The 16,454-nt window shown below is 52.8% G+C and carries 11 protein-coding genes; 6 read left to right on the forward strand and 5 right to left on the reverse strand.

Annotated features, from left to right (window positions below; genetic code table 11):
- The first annotated feature begins 136 nt into the window (after positions 1-136).
- On the forward strand, positions 137-2,044 hold the full coding sequence (locus A6X21_RS07590) for an ATP-dependent nuclease (protein ID WP_068847006.1): 1,908 nt from the start codon (positions 137-139) through the stop codon (positions 2,042-2,044).
- Positions 2,041-4,047 carry a UvrD-helicase domain-containing protein gene (locus A6X21_RS07595; protein WP_068847007.1) on the forward strand — a complete coding sequence of 669 codons (2,007 nt, stop codon included), beginning with the start codon at positions 2,041-2,043 and terminating at the stop codon, positions 4,045-4,047. The genes A6X21_RS07590 and A6X21_RS07595 overlap by 4 nt, the downstream gene beginning before the upstream one ends.
- Positions 4,048-4,197: 150 nt before the next feature.
- On the opposite strand, the gene A6X21_RS07600 is transcribed toward A6X21_RS07595, so the two are convergent.
- Positions 4,198-5,397, reverse strand: a complete 1,200-nt coding sequence (locus tag A6X21_RS07600; RefSeq protein WP_068847008.1) for an aminotransferase class V-fold PLP-dependent enzyme — start codon at positions 5,395-5,397, stop codon at positions 4,198-4,200.
- Between the two features lie 223 nt (positions 5,398-5,620).
- On the opposite strand from A6X21_RS07600, the gene A6X21_RS07605 reads away from it, so the two are divergent.
- The 4 genes from A6X21_RS07605 to A6X21_RS07620 all read left to right on the forward strand — a co-directional run bounded on the left by A6X21_RS07605 (position 5,621) and on the right by A6X21_RS07620 (position 9,339).
- Complete coding sequence (locus tag A6X21_RS07605; protein WP_068847009.1) at positions 5,621-6,844, forward strand: class I mannose-6-phosphate isomerase; 1,224 nt, start codon at positions 5,621-5,623, stop codon at positions 6,842-6,844.
- A gap of 155 nt (positions 6,845-6,999) precedes the next feature.
- On the forward strand, positions 7,000-7,590 hold the full coding sequence (locus tag A6X21_RS07610) for a Uma2 family endonuclease (RefSeq protein WP_068847010.1): 591 nt from the start codon (positions 7,000-7,002) through the stop codon (positions 7,588-7,590).
- 52 nt (positions 7,591-7,642) lie between these two features.
- Positions 7,643-8,248, forward strand: coding sequence for a Uma2 family endonuclease (locus A6X21_RS07615; protein ID WP_068847011.1), 606 nt, complete (start codon positions 7,643-7,645; stop codon positions 8,246-8,248).
- 62 nt (positions 8,249-8,310) lie between these two features.
- Positions 8,311-9,339: a sugar phosphate isomerase/epimerase family protein gene (locus A6X21_RS07620; RefSeq protein WP_068847425.1), complete on the forward strand. Its 1,029-nt coding sequence runs from the start codon at positions 8,311-8,313 to the stop codon at positions 9,337-9,339.
- Between the two features lie 137 nt (positions 9,340-9,476).
- Here A6X21_RS07620 and A6X21_RS07625 read toward each other — a convergent pair whose 3' ends face one another.
- The 4 genes from A6X21_RS07625 to A6X21_RS07640 all read right to left on the reverse strand — a co-directional run bounded on the left by A6X21_RS07625 (position 9,477) and on the right by A6X21_RS07640 (position 16,401).
- Positions 9,477-10,502 carry a transglutaminase family protein gene (locus A6X21_RS07625; protein WP_068847012.1) on the reverse strand — a complete coding sequence of 342 codons (1,026 nt, stop codon included), beginning with the start codon at positions 10,500-10,502 and terminating at the stop codon, positions 9,477-9,479.
- 92 nt (positions 10,503-10,594) lie between these two features.
- Entirely contained in the window at positions 10,595-13,717 is a 3,123-nt protein-coding gene (locus A6X21_RS07630; protein ID WP_068847013.1) for an efflux RND transporter permease subunit, read from the reverse strand.
- Positions 13,714-15,057: an efflux RND transporter periplasmic adaptor subunit gene (locus A6X21_RS07635; RefSeq protein ID WP_240490198.1), complete on the reverse strand. Its 1,344-nt coding sequence runs from the start codon at positions 15,055-15,057 to the stop codon at positions 13,714-13,716. Before A6X21_RS07635 ends, A6X21_RS07630 begins: the two co-directional genes overlap by 4 nt.
- A 201-nt stretch (positions 15,058-15,258) precedes the next feature.
- Entirely contained in the window at positions 15,259-16,401 is a 1,143-nt protein-coding gene (locus A6X21_RS07640) for a DUF6666 family protein (RefSeq protein WP_131818243.1), read from the reverse strand.
- Between the last annotated feature and the right edge of the window lie 53 nt (positions 16,402-16,454).

The raw sequence follows: 16,454 nt of genomic DNA on the forward strand, positions 1-16,454 counted from the left end.
GAATTGGGGCCCTGTCATTGCCCCTCTATGGATTCACCATACTGGTAGAAATAAGAGTTTTCAGCCTGGGCGTCTGTATGATTAGATTAAATGTATCCAGTTAGCTACTATGCTGAGAAAAAGAAGGGCTTAAGCGATGTACTTGGACAAAATCGAAATTGAAAATTTTCGTTTGTTTGGCAGTCGTGAAGATGGGCGGCACGCTCAGATTCAATTCCAACCAGGAATCAACCTGATTGTTGGGCCGAATGATGCGGGCAAGACATGCCTCATCGACTCTATCAGGTTGCTAGTCGGAACCGTTACGGCGGACTACTTCCCGATTACCGAAGATGATTTTCACATATTTGGCGGAAAGAGGGCTAGTCAAATTTCGGTGATTGGCGAGTTCCGAGGAATTTCCGTCGATGAAGCGGGAGCGTTCCTCGAATACCTTGGAACGGAAGAGGTCGATGGGAATCCACAGTTTTGCCTTCGGTTGCGATTGGTTGCAACTCTTCACGATCCCAAAACTGTATCTCCGCGAAAGCGGCGAGTTCGAGTTGACCTACGCGCTGGCCCCGACGAAGACGGCATCCGGTTTGACGGACAGGCACGAGAACTTTTGGCCGCCACCTATCTCAAACCTCTCAGAGATGCTGTCAACGAACTTGCAGCGCGACGAGGCTCTCGCCTGTCCCAGATTCTTCGGGCATACCAACATATCGATGGACATGAAAACTCCGACTGGAATTCCGGAATTACTGAAGAGCCCAAAACGATGATGGGGATAGCTCAAAAGGCCGACCATCTTCTACGCAATACCAACGTAATTCAACAGGCGGAATCGGATCTTAACACATTGCACCTCGGCGAGTTCAGTATTGGAGACACTCCCTTGATGGGACGCATCGTGCCATCAAGTCAAGAGTTACGACACATTCTGGAACGACTAGAATTGTCGCTAGCTGACGCGGAGGCCAACACGTGCCGAGGACTTGGCCTTTACAACCTTCTCTTCATCGCGACAGAACTTCTCGCGCTTTCCCCGACTGAAGATCCCGATCTTCCACTGCTGTTGATCGAGGAACCAGAGGCCCATCTCCACCCGCAGTATCAGCAAAGATTGATAGAATACATTCGACGCAAGGCCAAAACGTCCTCTAAGGATGGCCACAAAAGTTTGCAGGTGATTCTGACCAGCCACAGTCCGCACCTTGCCTCTCAAGTACCTTTGCACTGTGTGACTCTTATGCATTCGGGTCGAGGGTATTCACTCCGACCAGGCGAAACAAAGCTCGACGAAACAGACTATGCGTTCTTGCAACGCTTTCTGGATGTCACGAAATCAAACCTGTTCTTTGCAAACGGCGTGATTCTCGTGGAAGGCGATGCTGAGGCTTTGTTACTACCGGTACTCGCCTCCAAGATTGGCCGTCCGCTTGATCGTTACGGGGTGTCAATCGTCAATGTGGGTCATACCGGATTATTCCGATACTCACGAATTTTTCAACGTGCCGACGGTAAAATGTCCGTACCTATCCAAGTTGCCTGTATCGCTGATCGAGATATTCCACCAGTAGAAGCCGCTGACCTTGTGTCGGAAGATCGGCCCACCGCCGACAAATACACTCCCGAGCAAATAGCAGCAAACATTGCTAAACTTCAGAGGAATGATGGTCAACGGGTGAAGACATTCGTTTCGAGTTGTTGGACGTTAGAATATGACCTTGTAATACATGGCCTTGGTCGACTCGTTCACGCCGCAGTCTGCCTTGCTAAGAAATCAAAAACTTCAAATGGTTTTCCGAAGGGCGAAAAATATTTGAGATGCGTTGCAGCCGCAAATGAAGAATATCGAAGCTGGGTACAAAAAAAAGTCGGAACGAGCGATATAGCTGTTCAGATTTACGCTCCGCTGGCTAAAAAGCAGGCGTCAAAAGCTGAGACTGCCCAGGCACTGGCAACGCTCCTTGAAAAAACTTGCGTGAAGGATCTTAGACCGTTCTTGCCACCGTACCTTGTCGACGCGATCGACTTTGCCACGGGAGCGACGAGCCCATGAATTCGATACTTCCTTTTGACGATTTAGACCTGCCACATATTTCCGATGAAGACATCGATCAGCTTGCCGCCCGAACTTCACTGCGCCTTGATGATGAACGCAGATTGATCCTACGAAACATGTCTCGAGTGGACGTACGGGCATGTCCCGGAAGCGGTAAAACAACGCTTCTCGTTGCCAAGCTAGCGATCCTTGCAGCGAAGTGGAAATTGAGAAGTCGCGGTATCTGTGTTTTGTCGCATACAAATGTGGCTCGCCGGGAAATCCAATCGCGATTCGGCCAGTTTCCAGCGTTACAATGCCTAAATGCTTATCCCCATTTCGTTGGAACCATACAGTCATTCATTGATCAGTTTCTCGGCGTACACGGGGCCCTGAGTGCATTCGGGCGAAGGCCAGCAGTGATCGATAATGACCGATATCGTTTCGAGGCGTGCAAAGAGTTCTTCAGCGGACCTCAGTACAACACGGCCAGAATGGCGCTTCAAAGGTTCTACCAGGGAAATCTGCATCGAACATCGGCCGATTGTATAAGTGAGATCGAGTACTGCGATTCAGCACTCTCACTGACTCCGATTCCATCGAAATCGAATCCGTGGGGAGAGGCTGCCCCTTCGATTGTCCTACTAAAAGCACTCAAAAACACACTCTCTCGCCGTGGTTATTTTCGGTTCAAGGATATGGATGCACTTGCGCTGCACTACTTAGAACGCAATTCCGTGATCGTAGCCTCGCTTCGAAGGCGGTTTCCAGTTGTCTTCGTTGACGAAATGCAAGATACATCCCAAATGCACGCAGGTATTCTGGAAACGCTGTTTGGCGAAGGGGTCGTATTCCAGCGCATCGGAGATGATCGACAGGCGATCTACTCTGATTCAGCACCGGAAGATGACGCTAATGGGTCGTCGTTTCCCAGACCAGCCGCTCTGACGATGTCGAAGTCGTATCGTCTAAGCCCACTGGTGAGTTCACTCGTGCAAAACCTCTGTTCCGGTGAAGTTGAGCAAATTCAGGGAAATCAAGACCGTCGGGATGGACGCCATTCCATCTTGGTGTTTACCCGTCAAAACATTGTAAACGTTCTTCCGAAGTTTGCCGAACTGGTGGCCGAAGATGTTGGCACAGACTTGCCTGCAAACTTGGTTCGTGCGGTCGGTGCAGTGCAAAAAGATAAGGGAGAAAGCGATAAATTTCCTGCTTCAATCCCACAATACTGGCCAGCCTTTGATCCACCACGACGAGATAAAATAACCAGAGGGCAGTCACTCGGCGTATTTGTGCAGAGTGCGGCGGCGCACGTTCGCACGAATGGTAATGTGGGAGCAGCGATGCGTTGTCTTGTTGAGGCAGTTTCCCGTGTTATGTGCCTTCAGTCTGGGGCTGATTCAACTGTTGATATTCGGCCTCATGCTCTGCCTTCATCTCTGCAACAAGTCTCTCCACAAGCCGCGAAGCGACTGAAAACTAGTCTCGCAGAGTTCCTTCTGTTTCTAAGCGACCCGAGCGTGGCCGTGACAATGGATTCACTTGGAAAGATTACTGCTGTTTTGAAGGAATTGTGTCCCGGAAAGTGGAAAGGGGATGCGTCGCAATTCTGGCAATTGACAATAGAGCCAGTGGGGAAAACTCCAGTTGGAGCCCAGACTTCGTCTGAAGCTGTCGAAACTGGCACAAACATCTTTCAACATCACAGCAGTCACGGCAAAGTTGAAGTGATGGTCGATACCATTCATTCCGTAAAAGGAGAAACACTTAGAGCAGTGCTTGTTCTAGACACGTTTCAGAACACGCAACATCTTGGTTCTCTGATACAGAGCGGGCACTTACTGGGAACTCGTCCAGCGAACAAGCCAGGGAAGCAACTCGACCGACACTTGAAACGAGCGTTTGTTGCAGCCACTCGCCCCACACACCTGCTTTGTATAGCACTGTGCAGCGATTACGTGAATGACACGAATCGGGCTGAGTTTAAAAAACTTGGATGGCAAGTTGTGGATGTCTGACACAAGCCACAGGTTACGCGACCCTCTAATGTGTGACCCATTAAAGTCTCGTTTTGGCCCTCCATTTCGAGTCCTTAAAGTTATGGAGAACTGGCGTAACCAATGTCACACGCCAGAAACCAATATGAAGTATGACAAATTGGTTAACTGCTACCAGCAGCGGCCGTGGAGTTTTTTGAGGGTCTCTTCCAACAAGCGGAGATCCTGGCGGTCGTTGTAGAGGTGGCAGGAGATGCGGAGGTGGCGGGTGTTGTTCCAGAACATGACCGGTGCCTCAATACGGGCTGTTTCCCAGAGGCCAACCTGAAGCGGGTCGGAGTCGGCCTTAGGGAGTGGCAACTCGCTGGGAGGCAAGGGGACCGCGACCATCGTGCCACACCACGCCATATCCGCTGGAGCGATCGCTTTGGTGCCGAAGAGTTCTTCCAGCATCGTTCTGGCTTCACAAGCGAGAGCGAAACCCCGCTTGCGAAAGTGATCGAGGCCGAACGATTCCACGAACTGGATCGCGGTCGGTACCGCGAGGTAGTGATCTGGATCGCGGGTCCCTTGCCAGCGAAGTTCATCCTGCCAGGTTGCGGCACGTCCAGCGGCAGGGCGGCCCCAGCTCAGCATGGGAGCACGGACTTTCGACTGCCATTCCGGTGCGACGTAAAGGAAGCCGGTTCCTAACGGAGCACAGAGCCACTTGTGCAGGCTCGCACAATAAAAAGCGGCTCCCAGTTCTCCCAGTGAAAAATCCTGCATGGCAATAGCATGCGGGCCATCGATGACGACGGGAATCTCCCGCTGCTTGAATTCGGCCATGAGTTCGCGAATGGGAAATACGGTCGCGGTGGCGGAGGTGACATGGCTGAGAATAACGAGCCGTGTGCGCGGTGTGACGGCGTAGAGCAGGGGCTCGATGATATCTGAGGGATCGTGAAATGGCCTGAGGTTGGCCGTCACAAGTTTAGCACCGGCTGCTGTACAGGCTCGTTCCCAGATGCGGCGGACGGCTCCATATTCGTGGTCGTTGAACAGGACTTCGTCGCCGGGCCTTAGTTCGAACGAGGCTGCCACGACATTCATGGCAGTGGTCGCGTTTTCGATGAATAGCAGGTCATTGGGCGAGCATTTCAGAAAACTGGCGAGAGCGGCTTTTGCCAGCTCGACTTCATGGTCCAGCTCGCGGACGAAGCCATTCATGGGATTGGCGGCGAGACGCTGCGACCATTGTTGCCGGGCCTCCTGGACGGGAAGAGGAGTCGGGCCAAAGGAACCGTGATTGAGGTAAGTCACACCTTCGGCAATCCTCCAGAAGTTCCTTTTGTTGTGGGTGGCGTCGTTGAGTTGCAGCAGATCGGTCATTGTGAATCGATTACGGGGACTGGAATGATGCGAATTCGTTCGTGGAGGCAATCAGGATTGTAATCGATGTTTTGCGAAGAAGGTGGTCTCCCCCTTTGCAAAACGACCTGCTTCCAGCCACAATGCGACGAATTCACATGCGTTGATCTTCAATGGATCAATGAACGTGATTCTGATCGAACAGCATTGAGTCTGGCAAAAGTCGTGAAACGGGAGAATTCCAGTGGCAAGTGTAAAGACGTTGGCCAGTGCCGCGTTGACCGAAGGTCGTGGTGTATTCCGATTGTCCCCGACGTGGGTTCCTCGCTCGTTCCTGCAGCCTGGCCGTCGGCTGAAGCTGCATCCAGCCGATTATTACGCTCTGGGAACACATCGCGGTGGGATTGATGAGCGTTGGTTTGGCTCCACGACAGAAGCTGCCAATGAAGGACGTGCACATGATGAAGGCCTGAGCTACTGCGTGGCGGGTGGGGAAAAATTCCTGCTGCGAGACGCTGTGGAAGAGCTTGGCGCAGAGATCGTGGGCGAGCACATCTGGTCGAAGTACAAGAAGTGGCCAGTCTACTCCAAGTTCTTCGATAACATGGGGCCCATTCCTCACCACATGCACCAGAACGCCGAGCAGGCGAAGCTGGTCGGTCAAGAAGGGAAACCCGAGAGTTATTACTTCCCACCGCAACTCAACAATGTGGGGAATAACTTCCCCTACACGTTCATGGGTTTTGAACCAGGGACGACGAAAGAACAAGTGGTGGCCTGCCTGGATCGCTGGAATGATGGCGATAACGGCATTCTCGACCTGTCGAAGGCATACCGATTGAAGGTGGGCACGGGCTGGTTGATTCCACCCTGTATTCTGCATGCTCCCGGCTCGCTGTTGACCTACGAACCACAGTGGGGCAGCGATGTGTTTGGGATGTATCAGTCGATGGTCGAAGGCCGCGCTGTGCCACGTTCACTGCTGACGAAGGACTTCCCGGAAGAGAAGCATGGCGACAATACTTACCTCGTCGATGCCCTCGACTGGGAAGGGAACGTGAATCCAAACTTTAAGGATAGCCACTATCTGGAACCGATTGTGGCTTCCGGGAGTGATAAAGAAGGCTTTATTGACCGCTGGATTGTTTACGGCCGCATCAAGGGAGCACAGGATTTCACCGCCAAGGAACTGACCATTCAGCCCGGCACCAAGGTGACGATCAAGGATGGCGGCGCCTACGGCTGGATCACAGTGCAGGGCGAAGGGTCAGTCAATGGCTTGAAGCTGCAGACACCATCGATGATTCGTTTTGGCCAGATGACGATGGACGAAGTCTTCGTCACGGCCAAGGCTGCCAAAGAAGGTGTCACCTTCGAGAATACAGGGACAGATCCACTGGTCGGCTTGCGTTACTTCGGTCCGGAAGCTCAACCTGAAGCTCCTGAGATCGGTGCCTGGAAGAAGTAACGATTGTTACGACGTAAGTGATGCTCTTGGGCGGGGGATTGACAACAATCCCCCGCATTTTTTGATATACTCAATGGTCGACAGTCTTTGATTTCTTCTATCGAGATGAAGAAGTTGTCAGTGACCTGGCAACAAAATTTTCCCGGAGATTCGCGATGTCGATTGCTCCCATGCCTCCCGTCACTCTGGATGAATTTCTGCGGCGAGAAGCGGAAGCCGGTGAAGGTGTGCGTCTGGAACTCATTCACGGAGAGATTCGAGAAACCGATACGACCACACGCAATGCCTGGAATACATTTGTCTTGTTTCGGCTGTCATACATTATTGAAACATGGTTAATTCATCATCCCCAATTGACGGCATTCGCCGGCGTTGGTGAATGCCGTTGTGAGATCACTCAGGATCCCCCGCAAATTGTAGGAATTGACCTGGGTGTCTGGATGGGGCCGGAATACGCTCAAGTGCCAGAAAGCCCATCGCATCCTCGTACACCGCCGGTGCTGGCAGTGGAAGTGCTTTCTCCCAGTGACACCCATGGGGATATCAGCGAGAAGCGCAAGCTCTACCTCGATTGCGGCGTTGAGGAAGTCTGGTATGTCGATCCTGAACTGCGAGCCATAACGATCCATCGAAATGGTCAAGAACCCGAATTGCTCTCAATTTCTCAACGATATGTAGGCCAGGGGACATTCAGCGGCCTCGAATTTGATACCCGCCTGCTTTTTGAACGTGGACCGATTATTTGAGTGACTTCCATAGACATCAGTCCTGAGTCAGGATTGGTTGAGGAGATGCCTGATGGCCACAGTGACAACACCACACATCACACTTCAAGAGTTCTTGAAGCTTGAAGCCGAAGCTCCTGAGGGTGTGACGTTAGAACTGATCGAAGGCAAGTTGGTGGAAAGGCCATCAATGACGACACGAGGCGCTTGGCATTCTTTTGTCCTTGCACAACTCGTCGCGAGACTGGTTTTGTGGCAAGATTCAAAACTTGATTTTCAAGGAAGTGTGGCTGCTGGTGAAGTTCGTTGCCAGCTTGATCCAGAAAGTGAATCTGTCGTCGGCATTGATGTTGGTGTCTGGGATCAGGAAACACCTTCTTTCGATCCACCGCTTTACGAAGGGCCGCCAGTGGTGGCGGCGGAGATTCTTTCACCCAGCGATACTGTGCAGGGAGTTTCCTCAAAGACTGAGTTGTATTTGAAATCGGGGGTGAGACAGGTGTGGATTCTGGATCCTGTCTGGAAGACGGTCACAGTGTTCCGCAAAGGTCAAAAGCCGATTCTGCTGGGAGATGATGACCTGCTGAGTGGAGAGGGCGAACTCCCCGGTTTTTCTGTGCCGGTTTCCCGATTTTTCGGCAAACTCAAGGACGTTGCGAGTCCATCTGAAGTTCATTAAACCATTTCCTGTTGATGATGAGTTTTTCGTTTTGAGTGGCACCTTTTGTGGAATCGATTGCTATGACACACGCCTTTCCGAAGCTTCACAACGCCATGTGGCCTGGTCTCGTTGGTAAAGAACCAGGCACAGACCATCCTCCCATCAGCCTCGAAAAAATGCTGGAAATGACGGGCAAGGCACATGTCAATGGCGTGACCTACGACGGCGTGGATCTGTTCCTGTTTCACCCGCACACGGATCCCGATGCCAGCGAAACCGCCATTCGCAACATGGCTGATCTGATTGCGGCACATGGCCTCAAAGTGGGTTCGCTGGTGGCACCTGTCTGGCCGGGAACGGTCGGCGATTCCGCCATGGGTGATGAAGCGGCTCGTAAGAAATTCGTGCTGGCTGTTGAGAAAGCCTGCCGCATTGGAAAGATTCTGCGAGAGCACGGTGTGCGTGAATATGGCGTCATCCGCATCGATTCTGCGACTGGCACTTCGACATGGCATGATGACCCCAAAGGGAACACCGCCAAGATTGCCAGAACGTTTCAGGAAGCGGCCAGTGTAGCGGCCAGCTATAACGAACGATTAGCAGCCGAAGGTGAGATCTGCTGGGCGGGAATGCACTCGTGGAAAGATATGGTCGATCTGCTGGAAGCTGTTGATCGCCCGAAGACCGTCGGATTTCAGGCGGACCTGGCTCATACCTACCTCTACCTTCTGGGCTATAACGCGGAAGAGCATGCCCTGCTGAAGCCTGGTTACTCAGATGAAGAATTCTGGGCGGCCTACAAAGTCATGACTGACGCACTGCGTCCGTGGACCATCGATTTCCATGTCGCCCAGAACGATGGTTCTGTCCATGGTACTGGCAGTCATGACAAGACCGGTCGCCACTGCCCGGCAGATGATCCGAATGGCAAGCTGGATATTGTGAAGTGTGCTGGCTACTGGCTGCAGGGAGCCAAAGAACGCGGCATTCAGCATATCTGCTGGGATGGCTGCATGTTCCCGAACTCCACTCTGGAAAATCAGCAGACCTGGAACACCATTCTCAAGACGATGATCGATGTCCGCGAGGCTGCTGGCTGGGACAAGTAGGCAGACTCGTTGTCTTGAGATTGAACACCAACGAACAACGGCAGTGCTTTCTCGAAGAGCACTGCCGTTGTTTACATGACCATATTTCTATCGAACAAAATTATTCATCGACTTTATTCGTTCAATAATGTCTCCAGCTACTGATCAGCACCAGTCTCCAATGGTGCCGCAGGGGGCGACATTGGTTCTGATGGTGATGTCAGCGGAGCAGATTCTGCGATCTGCGCAGTGACTGCGCTGTCGGACTCCGTTGGCAGAGGAAGTTCAGCAGACGGTGCAGGTTCGCTCGAAACGGGAGGCGCTGCCAATTCGTTGACATCGAAGACTTGAACGTTCACTTCCATGTGATTGAAGGCATTGGATGGGCCCGACCAGAAGCCTGCCAGTGGCGAGGCCTTGTCCTGTTCGCGGGCGACACCGACCGAGACATGTTCAGCTCCTGCGAGCTTATTGTTTGTGGGGTCAAACCCGCGCCATCCCGCACCGGGAAGATAGATTTCCGTCCAGGCGTGTGTTGAGCCATGTTGTTCGGCTCCCATCTGGATATAACCCGTCACAAACCGCGCCGCCAGCCCCCAGTGCCGGGCTGCCTCCATCATCAGGACGGCGTAGTCTCGGCAGGAACCTGTTCCCAGACGAATGGTTTCACAGGGAAGCTGAACACCGGGTTCATCCCGATGCATATATTGAAACGACTCATAGATGCGGGTGTTCAAGGTGATCAGCAGATCGGCCGTGTTCAGGAGTTGACCCGGTTGATACAGACTTGAAAGCCATTCATGAATGACCGCACCGTCAGCGGGATAGCTGGGTAACCGGAATGGAAACAGTTCGACCTGCTCATCAGCACTGTACTGAAACGGATAGGATTGACCAATCGGGTCGATCGAACAACTCAGGCCATAATCATCATAGAGATCAACTTCGACTTCGCTATAGAAACGAAGTTTACTGGCAGGTTCGAGAAAGTTAACGATCGCTATGCTGTTGCCATAAATATCGCGAAGCCAGCGAACTTCAGCAGCGGGCTCGATTTCCAACCTGGAAGACACAATATGCAGGTCATGCCCCTCGCGCGGCCTGACCATCGCTCGATGCGGACCGAATGTCACGGGTTCGTTGTAGTGATATTCAGTGTTATGAATAATCCGAATGCGTTTCAATTGAATCTCTTATCGTCTCTGAAAGGCTCACTCATGCGAAGAATCATTGATGCTTCGCGAGAAGTCATTGGTTAATCAAAGGAAGAGTGGCCTCAATCTGTGACGACCGAAGCGGGCTCTTCATCTTTTTGAACCCTGTAAAGGATCGCGTAGATGGCTGGCATGACGAGCATTGTCAACACGCAGGCAAACGAAAGTCCGAACATGATGCAGGCGGCCATCGCTGCGAAAAACGGGTCTTTTGTCAGTGGAATCATGCCGAGCACTGTCGTGATGGCCACCATCAGCACGGGTCGAAGTTTACTGACGCCGGCATCGAGAATGGCTGCATACTGCGACTTTCCTTCAGCTCTGGCCGTTTGAATTCGACTGAGGACCACAATCGAGTTTTTGATCTGCTCTCCACCGAGACTGAGGACACCGAGCAGAGCCATGAATCCAAAAGGCTGCCCAGTGATCAGCAGGCCAGCCGTCACTCCAATGAGAGCCAGCGGAACAATCAACCAGACCAGGAGTGTCTGTCGAATCGAGTTGAACAGGCAGACCACGATGAAGACCATGATCACCAGCGCCATCGGCAATGGTTGCACCAGAGCGGCACGAGCATCGCTGGAATCTTCGTACTCACCGCCCCAGGTCATGGTGTAACCCGGTGGCAACGGAATGGCCTCAATCTGTTTTCGAACTCTTTCAAAGAGCTGGCTGGGCAACCCAGTGCGGGGATCCGCATGCACCGTTACAGTTTCGCGCCGGTTTCTGCGATGGATGATCGGATCTTCCCATTCGAGCGTCGTTCCGGAAACCACCTGGCTTAGTGGAATCATTCGTCCTGCCAGCGGGCTCCAGATCTGCATGCTCTGGATCGCATTGACATCACTGCGTTCATTGAGTGGGGGACGTGCGATAATTGGTAGTAGCCGGGTTTCCTGCGGGAAAATCCCGCGACCACTCCCCCCTGGTTCGCGATAAAAACCAACGACTCGTCCTTCGAACCCAGATTGCAAGGCTTCGGCGACTTCAACGCGGGTAATACCATTTCGACGGGCTTGCTGTTCAAAAATTGCTGGTCGAAGCACGAGTTCGCGCTCACGCCAGTTCGTCCTCACGCACAGAGTGTTCGGATCTTCCCGGAGAATTCTGACAGCTTGATCCGAAAGTTCACGGAGCTTGGAGGCATCCGGGCCATCAAAGCGTGCCTGAATACGACCACCGGCTCCTGGGCCCAGCAGGAACTTTTTCGCAATCGTGTTGGCGTTGGGATAATTCTCGTCGAGATGTTTCTGAATCGTGGTGATCAGTCCCGCGATCTGTGTGGCATCATCGACATCGACCAGAAACTGAACGAAAGCACGATTTTCCCGTTCCGGACTATAGACCAGAAGAAACCGTAAACCTCCGCCTCCCACAAATGCGGTCACATGCTTAACGGAAGGGAGTTTTTGAATGTAATCCTCGATTTCCTCAGCAAATGCTTCGGATTCGAGAATGTGCGTTCCGGAAGGCAGAAAACAGTCGACCATGAACTGCGGTCGAGTCGCGGGAGGAAAAAAACTCTGATCAACGAATCGGAAGGCATAAACCGAGCCGATGAACCCGAGAATCGAGACCACCACCACGCCCCACCGAAACCTCAGGCAGAACTCGAGGAGTTTACGGTATGTCTGAAAGAAGATTCCGCCATAAGGATCTGCTGCTTTTTCAGAGCCATTCGGCTGTTTCGCTTTTGCGAGAGGTGAGAACGATAAATAACTTAGCAGAGGAGTGATTGTGATTGAGGAGACCCAACTCAGGCTCAGTGAAATCAGAATCACCCAGAAGAGTGAATTGCAATACTCACCCGTCGAGTCTTCCGACAGTCCAATCGCGGCAAAGGCAATGACTCCGATCGCGGTGGCGCCGAACAGCGGCCATTGGTTCTGAGAAACCACTTCGCGCACGGCCTGGAGCTTATCGTCTCCCCCTTCAATGCGGACCTTGATCCCTTCAATCACAATGATCGCGTTATCCGTCAACATGCAGAGTGCGATGATGAGTGCTCCCAGCGAGATCCGCTCCATGAGCAACCCACCGACCAAATACATGACGAGGAATGTCGCCATGATCGTGAGGAATAGAACCGCACCAATAATCAGGCCAGTCTTGCGCCCCATGGCGAAGAGCAGCACAACGAAGACAATCGTCACCGCCTTTGCCAGATTGAAGATGAAATCATTCGTAGCAATGGTGACGGCTTCGGGCTGGAAATTGATATCGCCAATTTCGATCCCCAGTGGTTGATCGCTTTTGAGCGAATCCAGCTTCTCGCGAACTCCATTTCCCATGGTCACAACGTTTCCACCCTGAACTGTGGAAATGCCGATCCCTACAGCCGGTTTTCCATCGTAGCGTAGAATTCTTCGGGGAGGATCTTCGTAACCTCTTTGAATATCCGCAACATCCCGCAGACGGAGCTGGCGACCCGAACTGTCGGAATTGATAACGATATCGAGCATCTCTTCAGCAGAATTCAACGCTCCTTCGGGATCGATCGCCAGGTGCTCTTCACCAACGCGAATTCGTCCACCATCGGCCGCGATATTCTTGGATTGCAACAGGCTGTAGATCTGCTGCTCGTTAATCCCCAGTTGCGAAAGTCGTTGTCTGGATATCTCCAGAAAGACGACTTCCTGCTGGGGACTGAAAAGATCGACTTTCTTTACTCCCGGGACAGTGAGTAATTCCCGGCGTAGAAACTCCGAGTACCGGCGAAGTTCTGGTTGAGTGAAACCATCGCCCGAAACCGCGAGAAAGATGCCATAAACATCTCCAAAATCATCGACGACGAGTGTTCGCCCACGGACAGAAGGTGGAAGCTGGCTCTGAACATCGTTGATTTTGCGACGCAGTTCATCCCAGACCTGCGGAATGGAAAAGCGGTCATAACGATCCTGAATGACAGCCGTGACCACTGAGCGGCCGCGGACAGATTCGGATTCGACACGCAGCAATTGCCCCATTTGCTGACAGGCCGCTTCGATGGGGTTCGTCACTTCTTTCGCCACTTCCTCGGCACTGGCACCGGGGTAGGGGGTGATAATCAAGGCTTCTTTGATAGTGAATTCGGGATCTTCGAGCCGACCCAGTCGCTCATAAGCGACGATGCCGCCGAGCAGGATGAAGAACATCGAGACGAAGAGTACACGGTTATTGCGAACGGAAAATTCACCGATATTCATCGTGTGCTCCCTTCGCTGGTCGAGGGAGTCGAAGCGAGGCTGTCTCCGAGATCACGAACCTGCATGCCCGGTCGAAGAAACTTGACACCTGCAACCGCAATTCGATCACCCGGGGCCAGGCCTTCCAGGATTTCGATATCACTGCCAGTGGCTGAACCCACTTTGACTTCTCGTGATTGAGCTTTTAACTCTTCATCGATGATCCAGACAATCTGCTGACCGGTTTCGGACTGCGTCAAAGCTGTCACAGGAACCAGGAGAGGACTGTTTCCTAAGACTTCGGCTCGGCGGTAGGTGGCGAGTATATTGGCGGTCATTCCCGGAAGAACTTGCAGCCCTGCGGGTGTCTGCATGCCCACTCGCACAGTGAATGTCTGTGTCACCGGGTCGGCCACTTGTCCGATCTCGCGAATCCTCACAGGAAAAGCCACGCCGGGTGCACCGCTGATCGTGGCAGAGAGCGAGACGATGTCTGCCCGGGTAATGTCTGCCACCATGACTGTTTCGGGAACATCCACCAGGATCTCGACTTCATCGACATCCTGAAAGCGCACGATGGGCTCTTTGGCCCTCACATTCTGGCCCTGTTCAACAAACCTCTGGGCAATCACACCATCATAAGGAGCTCGGAGCGTGCTGTCCTGAAGATTGAGATTCGCCTCCACCAGTTGAGCTTCCAGCCCGCGAATCATGGCTTCTTGTGATTGAATATCTTCTTCTCGACCAATGCTTCCTGCCGCAACAAGTTGCTCAGCAGCCTTGAGCTCTTCCTGAGCGACACGGTAAGCCGCTTCCGACATTTCGTACTGAGCTCGAGTGACCACATTGGTGGTGACGAGACGCGTGTTGCGTTCGTGCTCTGTTCGTGTTTTCGACAGGCGGGCCTGGGCAGCACGCACCTGGGCCTCACGCCGGAGACGTTCTTCGGCACGTTCCCCCTGCATCAGTGCTGCCAGTCCTGCGCGTGCCTGATCGAGCTGGCTCTGCAGAGTGGCGACTCGTGCCTTGAATTCATCCTGACGTAATTGACCGATAAGCTCGCCTTTGGCGACGCGCTGACCTTCCTTGACCGGAAGATCCACGAGTAATCCGGAAACCTGAAAGGCAAGTTCAACGCGTTGAGAGGCTTCGACTTTGCCGGGAAAAGTGCGACTACGAAGATCCGCCACTGAAGTGATGACTTGAGTCTTCACCGGACGCGGACCGACGTTAATAACCTTTGGCTGGGGCGAGCAACTGGCAGCCAGGCAGATCATCGAGCAGAGGATTAAGACATGGGAAGATTTCGGCAACGAGAATGTGCCAAGACTCAACCGCTTTGAGTTCCAGAGTCGCTTCATGATGAGTTGAATTCCCAGAGGCTTCGGTACCTGATTGGCCCGAAACTGGCAGAGAGTTGGATGCATGCATACTAGAGACTGGCCTGGGTTCAATCGCGTCGAACCTGCTATAAGCTAAGGTGCGGCAACCTGAGTTGGAAAGTCTGTGCCTCTGGAATTTCGCGACGGAGTCAGTTTTAAGACCATTCTCCGCGGAAAAGACTACCGGTTGAGATCGACAGAGAAGGTCGGGCTTCCTCCCATGGGGAGTAGTGGTCGAAAGCGAGTCAACTTCTGGCGCATTGCATTTCCGCCGGGATAGAAGGCGAAGCCCAGAAATGCGTCAACCGTCCCGGAATCTGCCGGCATCATCAGATTGGTCTCACCGTAGAGCGACCAGTAATCACTGAGAGGGCAATTCACTCTGGCCCCTAAAATCGGCATGGCACTCGTGCGGTCATCCTGGGGAAAGACAAGGACTTCCTGGCCATGACTTTCACAGACGCCAACCCAGACGGCTGTCTCTGCCGCCGTCGGCCACACATGATTCCAGTAGACATTGATCTGATTGATCGATTGGAGCTGGACAGTCGTCGCACCAATCACGGCATCATCGGTCATCCCTCGAAGTGTTGACCACACTCCGATTTCATTCGATTCATTGAGTTCATAGCCCGCCTGAAAACGCCACTGGCTGAGAAAATTGTTGTCGTAATACTCCTGATAGAGAAAATCGTGACCAGCTCCCCAGTTAATTCCGTTGGGTAGCCTTTGAAAGAGACCCACTGTCGTGAAGAACTGAGTGCGACCTTCCGTTCCATCCACTGTTTCGAGGACTGCCACAGCATTCCCGGCGGCAACAAAGGCTGTTCCCATTTGAACACCCAGTCCCCACTCTTCGACTAGGGGGATGCCCAGATTCGCGTGGATGCGGCCACCAAGGTTGGCGTTTACGCCCAGATCCTGTGGCTGCTTGGCACCGTCAATCCCTGCAAAGAGCTGCAGTCGGTCCAGCCAATGCTCTCCAATAACTTCAAACGACTCCCGGCACTCCGGCACACAGGCAGGTTCATGATCAGAGAATTCGACTTGCGAAAGCTGCAAGATGGCAGGAGGTTCTTCCTCTTGAGAATCGATGGTTAAGTCTTGCGTTGAAGATTTAGCCGTTTGCTGAATCGAAGCATCCGTATGAAAGGGAGCGAAAACGGTATCTGGTGCTGCTAATGAAGCTGTGCCAAAGACCGTAAACGGGCTTTCATACACCTGGTGATTCGGTCGTGGAGCACTGGCCGAAACTTCGACCGGCATCTGGACCTGAAAAATTGCCAACACCGCCACACTGGCCCAGAGACCCATCCTGGTCATGCCGATTCATCCTTGCACGGTCGCATCATGCAGCCGGTGAAACTGTTGCTGGA

This window comes from Planctopirus hydrillae (genome assembly GCF_001707835.1).
GTDB classification, from domain to species: Bacteria; Planctomycetota; Planctomycetia; order Planctomycetales; family Planctomycetaceae; genus Planctopirus; species Planctopirus hydrillae.